The organism is Ruegeria sp. O4, from assembly GCF_056535125.1.
Genome location: NZ_JBQERO010000017.1, coordinates 48,256 through 63,887, shown reverse-complemented (window position 1 = coordinate 63,887; position 15,632 = coordinate 48,256). Strand labels below are relative to the sequence as shown.

The 15,632-nt window shown below is 56.2% G+C and carries 14 protein-coding genes; 3 read left to right on the top strand and 11 right to left on the bottom strand.

The features are described from left to right. The 5 genes from ACR0J7_RS16485 to ACR0J7_RS16465 form a co-directional block, all read right to left on the bottom strand. Window positions 1–903, bottom strand: a complete 903-nt coding sequence (locus ACR0J7_RS16485) for an ABC transporter permease subunit (protein ID WP_480488831.1) — start codon at window positions 901–903, stop codon at window positions 1–3. Further along, complete coding sequence (locus ACR0J7_RS16480; RefSeq protein ID WP_480477613.1) at window positions 903–1,910, bottom strand: ABC transporter permease subunit; 1,008 nt, start codon at window positions 1,908–1,910, stop codon at window positions 903–905. The genes ACR0J7_RS16485 and ACR0J7_RS16480 overlap by 1 nt, the downstream gene beginning before the upstream one ends. After that, window positions 1,910–3,004: a M24 family metallopeptidase gene (locus tag ACR0J7_RS16475; RefSeq protein ID WP_480914948.1), complete on the bottom strand. Its 1,095-nt coding sequence runs from the start codon at window positions 3,002–3,004 to the stop codon at window positions 1,910–1,912. Before ACR0J7_RS16475 ends, ACR0J7_RS16480 begins: the two co-directional genes overlap by 1 nt. Window positions 3,005–3,072: 68 nt before the next feature. Continuing rightward, window positions 3,073–4,656, bottom strand: coding sequence for an ABC transporter substrate-binding protein (locus ACR0J7_RS16470; RefSeq protein WP_480547504.1), 1,584 nt, complete (start codon window positions 4,654–4,656; stop codon window positions 3,073–3,075). A 304-nt stretch (window positions 4,657–4,960) separates the two neighbouring features. Continuing rightward, window positions 4,961–5,335: a hypothetical protein gene (locus ACR0J7_RS16465; protein WP_480914946.1), complete on the bottom strand. Its 375-nt coding sequence runs from the start codon at window positions 5,333–5,335 to the stop codon at window positions 4,961–4,963. Window positions 5,336–5,800: 465 nt separating this feature from the next. Here ACR0J7_RS16465 and ACR0J7_RS16460 point away from each other — a divergent pair, with 465 nt between their 5' ends. From ACR0J7_RS16460 to ACR0J7_RS16450, 3 genes are read left to right on the top strand one after another with little or no spacing between them, the layout of a single operon-like run. After that, a complete protein-coding gene (locus tag ACR0J7_RS16460) occupies window positions 5,801–7,012 on the top strand; it encodes a M24 family metallopeptidase (RefSeq protein WP_480914944.1) in 1,212 nt (403 codons plus the stop codon). Between the two features lie 3 nt (window positions 7,013–7,015). Continuing rightward, on the top strand, window positions 7,016–8,173 hold the full coding sequence (gene argE, locus ACR0J7_RS16455; protein ID WP_480488823.1) for an acetylornithine deacetylase: 1,158 nt from the start codon (window positions 7,016–7,018) through the stop codon (window positions 8,171–8,173). Beyond that, a complete protein-coding gene (locus ACR0J7_RS16450) occupies window positions 8,174–9,055 on the top strand; it encodes a DMT family transporter (RefSeq protein ID WP_480484641.1) in 882 nt (293 codons plus the stop codon). It abuts the gene before it with no gap. Window positions 9,056–9,145: 90 nt separating this feature from the next. Here the strand turns inward: ACR0J7_RS16450 and ACR0J7_RS16445 are convergent, their stop codons facing one another. From ACR0J7_RS16445 to ACR0J7_RS16420, 6 genes are all read right to left on the bottom strand, one after another. Beyond that, window positions 9,146–10,645: a mannitol dehydrogenase family protein gene (locus tag ACR0J7_RS16445; protein WP_480914942.1), complete on the bottom strand. Its 1,500-nt coding sequence runs from the start codon at window positions 10,643–10,645 to the stop codon at window positions 9,146–9,148. Beyond that, a complete protein-coding gene (locus ACR0J7_RS16440; RefSeq protein WP_480900987.1) occupies window positions 10,645–11,418 on the bottom strand; it encodes an L-iditol 2-dehydrogenase in 774 nt (257 codons plus the stop codon). The genes ACR0J7_RS16445 and ACR0J7_RS16440 overlap by 1 nt, the downstream gene beginning before the upstream one ends. Then, complete coding sequence (locus ACR0J7_RS16435; protein WP_480900989.1) at window positions 11,415–12,419, bottom strand: ABC transporter ATP-binding protein; 1,005 nt, start codon at window positions 12,417–12,419, stop codon at window positions 11,415–11,417. Before ACR0J7_RS16435 ends, ACR0J7_RS16440 begins: the two co-directional genes overlap by 4 nt. Window positions 12,420–12,431: 12 nt before the next feature. Further along, a complete protein-coding gene (locus ACR0J7_RS16430; protein WP_209506825.1) occupies window positions 12,432–13,262 on the bottom strand; it encodes a carbohydrate ABC transporter permease in 831 nt (276 codons plus the stop codon). 12 nt (window positions 13,263–13,274) lie between these two features. Next, on the bottom strand, window positions 13,275–14,141 hold the full coding sequence (locus tag ACR0J7_RS16425) for a carbohydrate ABC transporter permease (RefSeq protein WP_480488815.1): 867 nt from the start codon (window positions 14,139–14,141) through the stop codon (window positions 13,275–13,277). Between the two features lie 106 nt (window positions 14,142–14,247). Continuing rightward, on the bottom strand, window positions 14,248–15,549 hold the full coding sequence (locus tag ACR0J7_RS16420) for an ABC transporter substrate-binding protein (protein WP_480484636.1): 1,302 nt from the start codon (window positions 15,547–15,549) through the stop codon (window positions 14,248–14,250). Between the last annotated feature and the right edge of the window lie 83 nt (window positions 15,550–15,632).

Sequence of the window (15,632 nt, the reverse complement as noted above, 5' to 3'; positions counted from 1 at the left end):
TCAGCTCCGCTTCAGTTTCGGGTCCAGCGCATCGCGCAACCCGTCGCCCATCAGGTTGATGGCAAGCACGGTGACCAGAATTGCGAGACCGGGGAAGGTGACAACCCACCATGCGCGCAGGATGAACTCGCGCGCTTCAGCCAGCATGGTGCCCCATTCCGGCGTGGGGGGCTGCGCGCCCATGCCCAGAAACCCAAGGGCCGCCGCGTCCAGAATGGCAGTGGAAAAAGACAGGGCTGCCTGAACGATGATCGGAGCCAGGCAATTGGGCAATACCGTGATGAACATCAGCCGCGACTTGCCCGCACCGGCCACACGGGCCGAGGTTACATAGTCTTTCTGCCGTTCCGCCAGAACCGACGCGCGGGTCAGGCGCACGTAATGCGGTTGAAACACGATGGCGATGGCGATCATCGCGTTGGTCAGTGATGGGCCCAGAATGGCGACCAGAACAAGGGCAAGCAGCAAAGACGGGAAAGCCAGGACGATGTCCATCACCCGCATAATCAACGTATCAACCCATTTGGGCGCAAAACCCGACAGAAGGCCGACCATTACGCCGCCCGTTACGGCAACACAGACCACAACGATCCCCACAAAGAAGGAATAGCGTGAACCCATGATCAGCCGCGACAGCATATCCCTGCCCAAAGGATCGGTGCCCAACGGGAAGGCCCAGCTTCCGCCTTCCTGCCAGGCAGGGGGTTGCAGGATATGGTCCCGGAACTGTTCGGTCGGATCATAGGGGGCCAACAAAGGGGCAAAGGCCGCACAGAACACAAAGGCGGCAAAAACCCACAACCCGATCACGGCACCGCGGTTTTCGCTGAAATAGTACCAGAACTCTCGCAGTGCGCTGGGACGATTTTCGGCCATTGGCTGGTTCGACGAAAGCTCGGTCATCATCGTCTCCGGATTTTGGGGTTGATGATGCCGTACAAAACATCGACCAGCAGGTTCACCAGCATCACGATCACCGCGATCATCAGCAAACCCCCTTGCACCACCGGGTAATCCCTGCGGAAAATACTGTCGACCATCCACTTGCCGATGCCCGGCCAGCTGAAGATGGTTTCAGTAAGAATTGCCCCCGCCAGCAACGTACCAACCGACAACCCGATCACCGTGACAACCGGTATCAGCGCGTTACGTAGCGCATGCAGCCCGTTTACCCGGGTCGGCGACAACCCTTTGGCACGCGCGGTGCGGATGTAATCCTCGCCCAGAACCTCCAGCATCGCCGACCGGGTCTGACGCGCGATCACGGCCAGCGGAATAGTACCCAGCACAATCGTCGGAAGGATCAGATGACGAACGGCCGACCCGAATGCGCCTTCCTGTCCGGACAAAAGACTGTCGATCAGCATAAAGCCAGTGACACTTGGGAAGTAATAAAGCAGGTCGATCCGGCCGGACACCGGTGTCCAGCCAAGATTGCCCGAAAACACGATGATCAGCAGCAGCGCCCACCAGAAGATGGGCATCGAATATCCGACCAATGCCGAAGACATCAGTGCCCTGTCAAAAAACTTCCCCCGGTTCACCGCCGCAATCACGCCGGCAGGCAGACCCAATGCGATGGCGAAGATCATGGCGCAGAGCGAAAGTTCCATTGTCGCGGGGAACAGCGAAAAGAACTCCTCCCAGACCGGTTTTTTGGTGACAAAGCTTTCGCCGAGATCGCCCTGCAAAACTCCGGCAAGGTATTCCCAGTATTGCTGCAACACCGGTTTGTCGAAACCCAGCTTTTCTACCATTTCCTGGTAGCGTTCTTCAGTCATGCCGCGCTCGCCGGCCATAACGATGATCGGATCACCCGGTAGCACCCGGATAAACATGAATGAAATCAACGTCACGCCCAGAAAGGTCGGGACGAACAGGCCAATGCGGGTGAGTAAGTAACCAAACATCAGCGACCTATGATTGTAAGCTCTTTGGGGAAATGGGTCAGCGACCGGCAGCCATCCTCAGTGACAAGCACATCATCTTCGATGCGAACGCCAAAACTTTCGAGCGCATACAGACCTGGTTCATTCGTCCAGACCATACCCGGCAGGATTTTCTGATGATTCCCACGCATGATATAAGGTGCCTCATGCACATCCCGACCCAACCCGTGACCCGTTTTGGTGCGAATACGATCCGCAAATGGCGAGGCCTCGAGCACGCTTATGACCGCATCGTCTATGTCATGGGCCGCTACACCAGGGCGGCAGGCTTCGAACCCGGCTTTGTTGGCGCGCAGAACGGTGTCGTAGACTTCCCTGCCCTCGTCCGACACGTCCTGAACAAAGAAGGTTCGCGTAATGTCGGCGGCGAAACCATCTTTGCGGGCACCGAAATCGAACAGTAACGCGTCGCCTGCCCTGATCTGGTAGTCATTGCGCGCTTTCCCATGCGGCCGTGCCGAATTGTCGCCAGCCGCTACGATGGGTGAAAACGCCAGTGACTCGGCCCCTTCTGCAAACAGCGCCTGTATCAGGGCTTGCTCGATCTGTTTTTCGGTCTGGCCGACACGCACATCTGCAATCACACGACCCAGAGCACGTTCCGAGATATCGATGGCCGCCTGCATCGCAGCAATGTCTTCATCGGTTTTGATAATGCGCAGGCCCGAGATTTCGCGTTCACCGTCAACGATCCGCAAGTCCGGCATAGCACGTGTGAAAGCCGCAGAGACAAAAACCCGCATCACCTGACCTTCCACCGCAAGAGAGCGGATCGGCATATGTGCGGCCAAAGCAGTAAACGCATCATCATAACCGCTCTGATCGCGCCAATCGAAAACAGCGCCCTCGAACCCTACAAGATCCCATGACGCCAGTTCCAGATTGGGCACAATCGCTGCGGCCTGTCCCTCAGCCGGGACAATCACCACGAAGGGCCGCTCGTGGCTCATGAAAGCTTTTCCCAAAGCGCGGGTGAAGTTCGGGCCAGGCACAAGAGCTACTGCGTCGACTGACAGGTCCCGTGCCAGTTGACGATATTCGGACAGATCCGGCATTCAGGCCGACCTCCTCAATAAAAAAGCCGGAGCTGCCAAACAGGCAGCTCCGGTGAGTGAGTGGTGGCTTACTCGACGCTCACACCATAGAAGATGTGGCCGCCCAGCGGGTGCACTTTGTAGCCTTGCACCTTGTTGCTCATCGGCATGAATACAACCGAGTGAGCAATGGTTGCCCATGGGGCCTGCTCTTTGAACACGACCTGCGCTTGTTCATACAGCTTGGTCCGCTCTGCCTGATCGGTGCTTTGCTTGGCTTTCAGGATCAGATCCTCGAACGGCTGGTGGCACCATTGTGCACGGTTCGATGCTTCGACCCCGTCACAGCCCAGCAGAACGGCCAGGAAGTTGTCCGGATCGCCGTTATCACCGGTCCAACCCAGCAGAACAGCACCGTCGCGGTTCAGTTCTTTCGAGCGTGACAGGTATTCGCCCCACTCGTATGAGACGATTTCGACGCCCACACCAACCTTGGCAAAATCAGCCTGGATCAGCTCGGCCATGCGGCGGGCATTGGGGTTATAGGGGCGCTGAACAGGCATCGCCCAGATCTTCATCGACAAGTCCGAGACACCTTCGGCATCAAGCATGGCCTTGGCCGCTTCGGGATCATAGGCATCGTCCACAATAGCGTCGTTATAGCCCCACATGGTTGGCGGGATCGGGTTCTTGGCAGCCTGGCCCGAGCCCTGGAAAACCACGTCGATGATCGCCTGCTTGTCGATCGCCATGTTCAACGCTTTGCGAACCTTGGGGTTGTCGAACGGCGCCATCGTGGTGTTGTAAGCCAGATACCCGACGTTCAGCCCTTCCTGCTCCATCATGTTGATGTCTGCATCATCCTTCATCGCCTGAATGTCAGCCGGGTTCGGGTAAGGCATCACATGGCATTCGCCAGCTTTCAGCTTCTGGTAACGAACAGACGCGTCCGGCGTAATGGCAAAGATCAGGTTTTTGACCTGCGCCGGTTCTTTCCAATAATCGCCATTGGCCGCATAGCGGATCACCGCGTCTTTCTGGTAGGCCACGAACGAGAAAGGCCCGGTCCCGATGGGTGCAGTATTCAGTTTTTCAGGCGTTCCGGCAGCCATCATAGCATCGCCATATTCGGCTGACATGATCGATGCAAAGTCCATCGCCATATTCGCAACAAAGGGCGCCTCTGGCTTGGACAGGGTGAATTTCACCGTGTAGTCATCAATCTTTTCGATAGAAGAGACCAGATCCGGCATCCCCATACCCTGGAAGTATTCCCACGTGCCGCCAGACACTTGGTTATAGGGGTGGTTCTCGTCCTTTTGGCGCATGAACGAGAAGATTACGTCATCGGCATTGAAGTCGCGGGTCGGGGTGAATTCGTCATTCGAATGGAATTTGACACCCTGGCGCAGCTTGAACGTGTATTCCAGGCCATCATCACTGGCCTCGACACTTTCAGCCAAGCCGGGGATCACATTGGTCGTACCGGTTTCGAATTCCAGCAACCGATTATAAATAGGATGCGATGAGGCATCAAAGGTTGTTCCTGCGGTAAATAATGCAGGGTCAAACCCCTCGGGCGAACCTTCGGAACAATACACAAGGGTATTCGCCTGTGCCACGGCACCCGACAGGGCGATTGCCGTGGTTGCGGCTAGAAGATTGAGTTTCATGATTTTCTCCCAGAAATGGACTTTGCAAGACAATCGCAGGGCTCTTTGTCGTCAGAGCGTTCAGTGACAATACAGGTCGTTGCGATATCCCTGACAAATGTATCCAAAATACAAAACCTGTTGTCAACCGGCTCTGTCACTGACTTTCGTGAAAGATGCCCGTTGCCAGGGTGTGTCTTGAAATTGAAAGCGCCCTGCCCCAGGAAAATCGCGAAGGGCGACACTTACATTCCCCAAGGTCCGGCAGTATGGCCGCAGATATCGACTATCGTTGACCCGAAGTCATTCAGGTAAGAATGGATATCTATCTCTGACCGGTAGCTGATGACGTATCCTTGCGCATATCGCGAATGCAATCGTAACCCAGCCAAAGTAACACGGTCAGTGCGACCAGAAATACGTAGGGAAGCAGCGAGATTTGCATAACCAACACACCGTAAAACATGGCGGCGTACGCAGCGATTTGGACAATCACCAACAAACCCCACGCAACCATTCCCCAAAGATTGCGCGCTTTCCCTTGACCGATGGAGTTGCGCAAGTTCTGGCACTCTGCCTCGTTCACCACAGGAGACGCGGCACCCGTTGAATTGAGAATGCCGTTGGTGTCGAGCGCGCTGGATCGACATGCATCGAAACAAGGGGCCGCCTCTCGACAGGTGGGCGCAGTGTGTAGCATTGATTGAGTCCTTGGACATCTGGGGTTTGGCAGCGAGCCTTCACTGTGCCCCAAGACACCGACCCCCTGCACCATGCCGCGCGCGAGATCAGGTTCCACCGTTGCCGTCTTGCAATCATATCCAGCGGAGAAATGCCGATCCTCGCTCAGGCGCAGCATAAAACCGCACAAATAGTCGATTGGCCCGCGAAAACCGCGATCAGATGAGGTCTGAAGAAATTTCTCATGACCCTCGGTGGCTCATGACTTTTGGCGCGGTTTCGGAAACGCACTAACCGCCGAACAGGGACTTCGCATGCTTCCAGCGCTCTATTCTACTGCGTCCTTCGATGCTGAGGGCGAATACCCTGTACCCGTACCATGATCTCCTCGTTAGATAACCCATTAACTTCTAATAGGGGTTTCGGTTCAGGTATCGCTTACAAGTTCATTTGTGTACAAATTGGAAAGATTGCGCTCAAGTACATGTCATATCCAGCCTCCGAGGATGCCATGCCGATTGAACACGCCCCCTTCAGCCAAGCGGAATATGACCGCAGGATCGCCAAGACCCGAAGCGCTATGGAAAAAGCGGGGCTAGAGCTACTGTTTGTTACCGACCCTTCGAACCAGGCTTGGCTGACTGGCTATGATGGTTGGTCCTTTTACGTGCATCAGGGCGTATTGCTCGGCATGGAAGGAGAGCCGATTTGGTGGGGACGCCAGATGGATGCATTGGGTGGGTTGCGCACATGCTGGATGTCCAAGGACAACATTCGCGGCTATGCAGACCACTACGTTCAATCAACCATACGCCATCCCATGCAGGATCTGGCTGGCCACATTCGCGCGCTTGGGCTGGACGCGGCCCGTATCGGCGTTGAGATGGAGAACTATTACTATTCCGCAAAGGCACACGAGGTTTTGGGCAAGGAATTGCCCGAAGCAACGCTGGTGGATGCGACGGCACTGGTTAACTGGCAGCGCCTGATCAAGTCGGAAGAAGAGGTTGTTTTTATTCGCAAGGCGGCCCGGATTTCAGAAAAAGTTATCCAAACGGCCATTGATCGCGCCGCAGTGGGCGTGCGCAAGAACAACCTTGTCGCAGATATCTTTCACGCCGGGATTACCGGGGTTGAGGATGATTGGGGGGATTACCCGGCCATTGTCCCTTTGACACCCTCAGGGCTGGATGCCACTGCCGCGCACCTGACATGGAATGGCGCGCCGATGAAAGAAGGTGAGGCAACATTTTTCGAACTATCAGGCTGCTATCGGCGGTACCACGCTCCGCTTTGCCGCACGGTATTTCTTGGCACTCCGCCGCCAGAAATGCGGGACGCGGAACGCGCGCAGATCGAAGGGATAGCGGCGGGTTTAGAGGCTGCACGGGCTGGCAATCGGACAAGCGACATTGCAACCGCTTTTCTTAAGGTTCTTGCCCGTCACGGACTCGAACGGGAGGGGCGCATGGGATACCCTATCGGCCTGAGCTATCCGCCAGATTGGGGCGAACGGACAGCGTCGATCCGCGCCGAAGACGAGACCATTCTGCAACCGGGCATGGTTTTCCATTTCATGCCTGCGCTATGGATGGACAGCTGGGGGCTTGAGACCACGGAAACCATTCTTATCACTGAAAACGGCCCCGCCGAAGCCCTGTGCAATATCGAGCGAAAGCTCTTTGTGAAAGACTAAGCCTTGAGCACCCTCGAAGACGCCAAGACCCTGCTGGGCGAACTGATCAGCTTCCCCACGGTTTCGTCAGACAGCAACCTGGACATGATCAAACACCTCGCGGACCGGTTGAGCGATTGCGGTGCAGAGGTTGAAATATGGCATGATGAAACCGGCACCAAAGCCAATCTTTTTGCCACATTGGGCCCAAAGCGCGACGGTGGTATCGTTCTGTCAGGCCATTCCGATGTAGTGCCTGTCGCCGATCAGGACTGGTCCTCGGACCCGTTCGTGATGGAGGAGCGGGACGGCAAGTGGTTTGGGCGCGGAACCTGCGATATGAAAGGGTTTATCGCGGCGGCAGTCGTCATGGCCCCGTATTACGCAAAGCTGGACCTTCAGCGCCCGGTGCATTTTGCCTTTACCTATGATGAAGAAATCGGCTGTTTTGGCGCGCAGGCTTTGGCCAAGACCCTGCGGGAGAAAGCGATCAAACCCGCTGTGGTCATCATCGGCGAGCCCACCTCGATGCGCATCATCGAAGGCCATAAGGGTTGCTATGAATATACAGCGCATTTTACCGGGTTCGAAGGCCATGGCTCGGCCCCCGAGCGCGGCGTTAACGCAGTCGAATACGCGGTGCAATACGTGTCGAAACTGCTGGCGCTGAAGGCTGATTTGCAAGGGCGAGCACCGGCAAACAGCCCGTTCGACCCGCCATGGACAACAATCAATACCGGTACGTTGGTGGGCGGGGTGGCCCATAATGTGATCCCCGGTAAGGCGCGGGTCGATTGGGAGATGCGACCAGTGCAAAAGGCGGATGCGGATTACGTCAAAGACGAACTGCACCGGTTTTGCGCGCAAACCCTGATCCCGGCAATGCAGACTGTTCATCCCGGTGCCGGTATCAAGACCGAAGTAATCGGTGAGGTCGACGGGCTGGAGCCAATGGACGAGAACGAGGCGCGTGACCTTGTGATGGAACTGACAGGGGCAAATGGCGCCGACGTTGTACCTTTCGGCACCGAGGCCGGGATATTCCAGCAGTTGGGGATGAGCGTCGTTGTCTGCGGCCCCGGATCAATCGATCAGGCGCATAAACCTGATGAATACGTCTCGGTCGACCAGATGGCCCAATGCCTTGATATGCTTGGGCGATTATCTTCGAAGCTGGAATAGATGATGACCTCGGCCCGCGCGGTATCGATATTCTGGTTGGGTGCACCGGTTCTGTTCGTGCTGTTCTGGGCGGGTGGCTACAGCTTTGCCAAGCTGGGGCTGCCCTATGTGGAACCGATGACCATGCTTGCGATCCGTTATGGTCTGGCTGTTCTGTGTCTTCTGCCGCTGCTGGCGGTGTTCCGCCCTGCCCTGCCGCGTGATCCGGCGCACTGGGCCGCGATGGCGGCAAGTGGGTTTCTTATTCAGTGTGTTTACTTCGGTCTGGCCTACCAGGCGATGAAACAGGGGTTGGGTGCCGGCACCACTGCCATCGTGATGGCCTTGCAACCCGCACTTGTCGCCGCCTTCTCTCCGTTGGTCGGAGAAGCGCGTGGACGGCCCGTGATGTGGGTCGGCCTGGCGCTGGGTTTTGCGGGGGTTGCAATCAGCGTCTTTGACAAGACCAGCGCAGTGCCTCTTTCCGCCGGGCTGCTTGCGGTTAGTGCATTGGTCGGCCTGACCGCCGCCACTTTGCTGGAAAAACGTCACGGGCGGCGCAGCGACCCAGTGTTGGGTGGTGCTGTTCAATATGTGATCGGATTTGCCGTGCTGCTTCCCATCGCAATGGCGACCGAAACAATGGAAGTCACCTGGCATCCAAACCTGATCCTTTCCCTTGCGTATCTGGTCATCGCCAATTCCCTGATCTCGATCAGCCTCTATGTCGCACTTGTTCAGCGCGGCGACGCGACCCGCGTGTCCACATTGCTTTACCTTGTCACACCTTTGGCAATAGCACTGGCCTGGATGATCCTGGGCGAGCCGGTCACCTGGCGCATCGCCTTTGGTTTCGCTCTCTGCCTCGCAGGCGTATATATCGTGCGGAAATCCAAAGATTGACGCCTATGGCAGTTTTCGATCGGACAACCGGAAATTCAAAGCCTGCGACCAGTTCTATAATGGAAACCACCTGAACCGAGATCACATCCGTCAGGAAAGCGCATTCAGATAGCTTTTGATCGTCGTCCGGCATCCGTGCTGCCAAATCCGTGGCAACCAGCGTATGAAGGCTTCTGCGAACTGGGCTTCACGACCAGTACTTCCGTACAGGTTTGCTGCCTCAAGCCACTTTTCGGGCTGTTCCCTGGCGGCAAGGGCCGCACTCTGCAAATCGCTCCAGATGGGATCATTGGGCGCAATCTCTGATCCATCCTCACGCAGACCGGCGCACATCCGGCACCAGAAAGCTTCAACCAGCGCCAACCCAGTAACAGATGTACCCGAGGCCAGTGCATCGCGAAGCGACGGGAGCAAGAATCCGGGGTGTCGTGCAGACCCATCAAAGGCCACGCGCCGCGTGGTGTCGTGAATAGCCGTGTTCGAAAACCTGCGATTGACCAGATCCAGATACTGTTCCGGTGTCATCCCGGGAACTGCAATGGCATGAGGAAGAATTTCTTCGGTCTGTACTTTCAGGAAGAATGCCGAAATTTCCCGGTCGTTCATGCAGTCCGCGATTGTGGGGATGTTCAGAACCTCACCCACATTCGCCAGAATCTGGTGCCCGCCGTTCAGAATACGTAGTTTCAGGGTTTCATATGCGTGTACGTCTTTGGTGATCGTAACGCCGACATTCTCCAACATCGGCCGCCCGGCACAGAAATCGTCTTCAATCACCCATTGGCGGAAATTCTCGTGTGACACCGGAACGCAGTCTTCAATTCCCAGGGCGCGGGTCTGGGTTCGGACATGATCAGTGGTTGCGGGAACAATGCAATCCACCATCGAATTCGGGAACGCCCCGTTCTGATCGATCCAATCCGCAAGATCAGGGTCCGTAAGGCGTGCCAGTTCAACAACGCAATTGCGCAGGATGGTTCCGTTTCCCTGAAGGTTGTCACAGCTTAATGCCGTAAAGGGCAGATGCCCGGCGGCACGGCGATTGCCAAGTGCTGCCACTATGGCACCAAAGACCGTGCGAGGCTGTTGCGGGTTTTGCACGTCGTGTCGAATATCACCGTGGTCCACGTCGAAAACACCCGACTTGGCATCCAGAAAATAGCCGCCTTCAGTAACGGTAAGGGACACGATCCGAATGGCGGGATCGGACATCTTCCTGATCAGAGGTGCATTTCGGGGTTCAATGGGCAGATAGTCGATCAACGGGCCGATGATTTCGGCCGAAACACCGGACGGGTCAAGCTCGATCAAAGTTGTCAGACAGTCCTGCCCAATCAGCTTTTCGCGCATGTCCGCGTCATAGGCCCGAACACCGGCCCCGATGATCGCCCAGTCGAGGGCCAACCCTTTTTGCATCAGCCTGTGAATGTACCACGCCTGATGCGCACGGTGAAAATTCCCAAGTCCGATATGAACAATCCCAGGTGCCAAATCTTCTCGCCGGTATCCGGGTTTCTTGATATCTGCCGGAAGCGCCCCAAGGTGGTTAAGGCGCAGCTCTACCGGTGTTATGTCCGCCAAAGGGGTCATCAGCTCATCCAGTTTCCGCCATCGACATTGTAAGTCTGGGCCACGATGTATTCCGCTTCATCAGACGCCAGAAACACAGCCATCCCGGTCAAATCCTCGGCACGTCCCATACGGCCGAACGGTGCCGCTGATGCAACTTCGCGCTTCTTCTGTCCCGGTTGTTTATTTTCATACTTCGCAAAGAAGGCATCGACGCCATCCCAATGTTCTCCATCCACAACACCAGGTGCGATCGCATTCACATTTATCCCGTGAGCGATCAGATTGAGCCCCGCTGACTGCGTCAAAGAGATTACGGCGGCCTTGCTGGCGCAGTAAACGGCGACCAGAGATTCGCCACGCCGACCAGCCTGTGAGGCCAGATTGATGATCCGGCCTTTGACATTGGCGTCGATCATGTGTCGCGCGACGGCCTGCAGTGTAAACAGGGTGCCCGAGACATTGATATCGAAGACGCGCTGGTAATCGGCGCGGTCGATTTCGGTGATTGGCGCTGCTGAAAAGACGGCGGCATTGTTGATCAGAATGTCAATCTGGCCGAACTGATCCACTGTGCGCGCAACAGCATTGTCGATGCTGTCCTGATCAGCGACATTCATTTCGACCGCCATTGCTGCGCCACCTATTTCCGAGGCTGCGGCTTGCGCCCGCGTGATATCAATGTCGGCAATGGCCACACGCGCACCTTCGGCGACGTAAGCTTTTGCAAAGGCCAGCCCGATTCCGCGCGCAGCCCCGGTGATGAGCGCGGTTTTTCCGTCCAGTCGCTTCATTCGATCCGCAGCCCTTGGGCGTCAAAACGATGAAGCACGTCGGCACGTGGCGTCAGGTAGATACGGTCGCCATGCCGAAATCCAACCTCTCCGTCCGCGCGCACCGTGATTGTTTCCGCCAGACCGGTTTCATGTATGTGGAAAAACGTATCTGATCCAAGATGCTCGGACACGCCCACGACACCGCTCCAGGTTCCTGCACTCTCGGACACAGCAATATGTTCGGGGCGAATACCGATTGTATGTGCGCCTTGTTTTGCAGCCTCTTCGCCTTCGATAAAGTTCATCTTGGGCGAACCGATGAACCCGGCGACAAAAAGGTTTCGCGGCGTTCGATATAGGTCCAGCGGGCTTCCGACCTGCTCGATCACACCAGCCTGAAGCACGACGATCTTGTCGGCCATCGTCATCGCTTCGACCTGATCATGGGTCACATAGATCATGGTTGTCGCCAACCGCTCGTGCAACTCGCTGATCTCCAAACGCATGCCAACGCGCAGCGCGGCGTCCAGGTTGGACAGCGGTTCATCGAACAGAAACGCTGCGGGTTCGCGGACAATGGCACGCCCGATGGCCACACGCTGGCGCTGGCCACCAGACAGTTGGCCGGGGCGGCGATCCAGATAGTCGGTCAGGTTCAGAACCTGCGCGGCCCCTTCCACACGTTTGTCGATTTCGGCCTGATCCAGTTTCGCCATGCGCAAGGGAAAGGCGATGTTCTTGCGAACGGACATGTGCGGATATAAGGCATAAGACTGGAAAACCATCGCCAGACCGCGTTTTGCAGGTGGTACGTTTGTTGCATCGGCCCCATCAATGTCGATGGAGCCAGAGGTGATGTCCTCCAACCCTGCAATCAGGCGCAGCAAAGTGGACTTTCCGCAACCCGATGGCCCGACGAACACCGTGAACTCTCCGTCTTCGATGGTCAGATCCAATGGCGGGATAACCTGCACGTCGCCAAAGCTTTTGGTCACGGACTTGAGTTGAATACGTCCCATGAGAAGTTTTCCTTATTTCACAGCGCCAAAAGTCAGGCCGCGGACAAGTTGTTTCTGGCTAAACCAGCCAAGGATCAGGATCGGTGCAATGGCCATTGTCGAAGCCGCGCTGAGCTTGGCAAAGAACAGGCCCTCGGGGCTGGAATAGCTGGCGATAAATGCGGTCAGCGGGGCCGCGTCAACGGCTGTCAGGTTGAGGGTCCAGAATGCCTCGTTCCAGGCAAGAATGAAGTTCAGCAAAACAGTCGAAGCGATGCCCGGTACAGCCATGGGTGTCAGGATGTGCAGGATTTCCTCTTTCAGCGTTGCCCCGTCCATCCGCGCGGCTTCAAGGATTTCACCGGGAATTTCGCGAAAGTAGGTGTAGAGCATCCAGACGATGATCGGCAAGTTGATCAGCATCAACACGACAACCAGTCCACCTCGTGTATCAAGCAGCCCCAGACGGATGAACAGCAGGTAGATCGGGTAAAGGACACCGACTGCGGGCAACATCTTGGTAGAGAGCATCCAAAGCAGAATGTCCTTTGTACGTTTTGAAGGAACAAACGCCATTGCCCATGCTGCCGGTACGGCAATGATCACACCCAACAGGGTTGACCCGCCTGCGATGATGACTGAGTTCCAAAGGAAACGCATGTAGTTCGAGCGTTCCTGCACGACAGCATAGTTCTCGAGCGTCCAGTCGAAGTTCAGGAACAGTGGCGGGCTTGCGATGGCCTGTGCTTCGGTTTTGAAGCTGGTCAGGATGGTCCAGAGGATCGGGAAAAAGATCAGCAGACCGACGGCCCAGGCCAGGGCAGTGTTCAGCGACTTGCGTTGGATTGTAACGGTGCGGGCCATGGTTTTACCTCTTCACGCGTCCAGGTTCTTGCCGACGATGCGCATCAGGAAGACCGCAACGATATTGGCGAGAATGATCGCATAGACACCTCCGGCTGATCCGAGACCGACATTCTGGCTTTCCAAAACGCGCTGGAAGATCAGGTAGGTGAGTGTACGGGTGCCGAACGCGCCACCGGTGGTGACGAAAATCTCGGCAAAGATCGAAAGCAGAAAGATTGTCTGGATCAGGATTACGATTGTGATTGCACGGCTCAGGTGCGGCAGAATGATGTGGTAGAACCGCTTGAGCGGCGGTGCGCCATCCATTTCAGCGGCTTCCAGTTGCTCACTATCCAGCGACTGGATTGCGGTCAAAAGGATCAGTGTCGCAAATGGCAACCATTGCCACGACACGATCATGATAATCGAAGTCATTGAAGCTTCGGACAACCACGAGACCGGTTCAGCCCCGAAAAAGCGCCACAGATGGGCCAGCAACCCGTTGACCGGGTCCATAAACATGTTTTTCCAGACCAGAGCTGACACAGTCGGCATAACAAAGAATGGTGCAATAACGAGGATGCGCACCACCCCCTGGCCCCACATCGGTTGATCCAGAAGCATGGCGAGCAGGATGCCCAGTAGGACCGTAATCGCTAACACGCCGATAACAATGACAAGCGTTGCCTGTACCGCAGGCCAAAACGAACTGGACGAAACAAACCGGATATAGTTGTCGAAACCCACCCATCCGAGATCTCCGCCCCGCAAGGGAAGGTATTTCTTGAAGGAAAAATACAGGGTCATCGTCAGCGGCACGAGCATCCAGCCAAGCAGCAGCACCACTGCGGGTGCCATCATCAGGCGTGCAACTGATCTGGAATGTTGAGTTGCCATTGTGCAAGACCTCTCTGTTCAGGCGTAAGGCAGCCTGCGAGAAAAACACGAATTGTGGAAGTGGGAGCAGGGGACAGAAGGTCTGCCCCCCGCTGGGAAGGTTGCCTCAGTACCCTGCGGCTTCCATCTCTTCTGCTGTGAAGGCCTGCGCTTTGGCAAGCGCCTCATCCACCGTTTGCTGTCCGGCATAGACGGCCGAGAACTCCTGGCTGACTTGCGTGGCGATACCTGCAAATTCCGGAATTGCCGCAAACTGAACGCCAACATAAGGCACCGGCTTCACTGTCGGGTTGCTTGGATCGGCAGACAGGATCGAGTTCAACGTCATCTGAGCGAATGGAACTTCCTGATAGTTAGGGTTTTCGTACAGCGATTTGCGCGCACCCGGCGGCACGTTCGCCCAACCTTCGGCTGCGGCAACCAGTTCAATATAGTCCTTGGACGTGGCCCACTCGATGAATTGTTTGGCTGCATCCTGTTTTTGTGTGCCCGCTGGAATGGCCAGCGCCCAGGCCCAGAGCCAGTTGGACCGCTTGCCCAAACCGGTGTCTGGCGCAAGAGCAAAGCCAACGTGATCCGCCACTGTCGAGTCGTTGGGGTTGGTCACGAAAGAGGCTGCAACTGTCGCATCGATCCACATGCCGCACTTGCCCTGCTGGAACAGCGACAGGTTTTCATTGAAGCCGTTGGTGGCATATCCGGCCGGTCCGGATTCCGACATCATTCCAACGTAGAAATTCAGCGTTTCAGCCCATTCGGGCTGGTCGAATTGCGGCTTCCAGTCTTCGTCAAACCAACGTGCACCAAACGAGTTGGACATGGCCGTAATGAACGCACCACCTTCACCCCAACCTGCCTTGCCACGCAGGCAGATGCCGTTGATGTCGTTGTCACGATCGGTCATGGCAGCCGCAGCTTCACGGATGAATTGCCATGTAGGTGCTTCGGGCATTTCCAGACCGGCCTTTTCCATCAGGTCGGTGCGGTACATGATCATCGAGCTTTCGCCATAAAACGGCGCAGCGTAAAGCGTGCCATCATGGCTCAACCCGCCTGCCATCGCAGGCAGCAGATCACCAACATCATATTCATCGGACAAACCGTCCAGCGGTACCAGCCAGCCGTTCGCGCCCCAGATCGGAGTTTCGTACATGCCGATAGTCATGATATCGAACTGACCGCCCTTGGTCGTGATGTCGGTGGTCACGCGCTGACGCAGTACGTTTTCTTCAAGCGTCACCCACTCGACATCGATGCCGGTCGCTTTAGAGAAATCGTCTGTGTAGCCCTGCATCCGGATCATGTCGCCATTGTTGACGGTCGCGATCGTGATGGTTTCCGCTTGGGCTGCTGCCGTAGCGACGAAAGTCAACGCAGTCGCCGCACGAAGTGCGTTCTTCAAATACATCCCTGTCCTCCCTGAGCTTGGATGCTGTACAGAGACCCTAGTTTATAAATTGTCGCGGCGTCAATAATAACTTTACGCGCGTT

Bases quoted from the DNA above. Each gene is read 5' to 3' on its own strand.
- ACR0J7_RS16485 (WP_480488831.1), bottom strand. From the start codon at position 903: ATGACCGAGCTTTCGTCGAACCAGCCAATGGCCGAAAATCGTCCCAGC.
- ACR0J7_RS16480 (WP_480477613.1), bottom strand. From the start codon at position 1,910: ATGTTTGGTTACTTACTCACCCGCATTGGCCTGTTCGTCCCGACCTTT.
- ACR0J7_RS16475 (WP_480914948.1), bottom strand. From the start codon at position 3,004: ATGCCGGATCTGTCCGAATATCGTCAACTGGCACGGGACCTGTCAGTC.
- ACR0J7_RS16470 (WP_480547504.1), bottom strand. From the start codon at position 4,656: ATGAAACTCAATCTTCTAGCCGCAACCACGGCAATCGCCCTGTCGGGT.
- ACR0J7_RS16465 (WP_480914946.1), bottom strand. From the start codon at position 5,335: ATGCTACACACTGCGCCCACCTGTCGAGAGGCGGCCCCTTGTTTCGAT.
- ACR0J7_RS16460 (WP_480914944.1), top strand. From the start codon at position 5,801: ATGTCATATCCAGCCTCCGAGGATGCCATGCCGATTGAACACGCCCCC.
- ACR0J7_RS16450 (WP_480484641.1), top strand. From the start codon at position 8,174: ATGATGACCTCGGCCCGCGCGGTATCGATATTCTGGTTGGGTGCACCG.
- ACR0J7_RS16445 (WP_480914942.1), bottom strand. From the start codon at position 10,645: ATGACCCCTTTGGCGGACATAACACCGGTAGAGCTGCGCCTTAACCAC.
- ACR0J7_RS16440 (WP_480900987.1), bottom strand. From the start codon at position 11,418: ATGAAGCGACTGGACGGAAAAACCGCGCTCATCACCGGGGCTGCGCGC.
- ACR0J7_RS16435 (WP_480900989.1), bottom strand. From the start codon at position 12,419: ATGGGACGTATTCAACTCAAGTCCGTGACCAAAAGCTTTGGCGACGTG.
- ACR0J7_RS16430 (WP_209506825.1), bottom strand. From the start codon at position 13,262: ATGGCCCGCACCGTTACAATCCAACGCAAGTCGCTGAACACTGCCCTG.
- ACR0J7_RS16425 (WP_480488815.1), bottom strand. From the start codon at position 14,141: ATGGCAACTCAACATTCCAGATCAGTTGCACGCCTGATGATGGCACCC.
- ACR0J7_RS16420 (WP_480484636.1), bottom strand. From the start codon at position 15,549: ATGTATTTGAAGAACGCACTTCGTGCGGCGACTGCGTTGACTTTCGTC.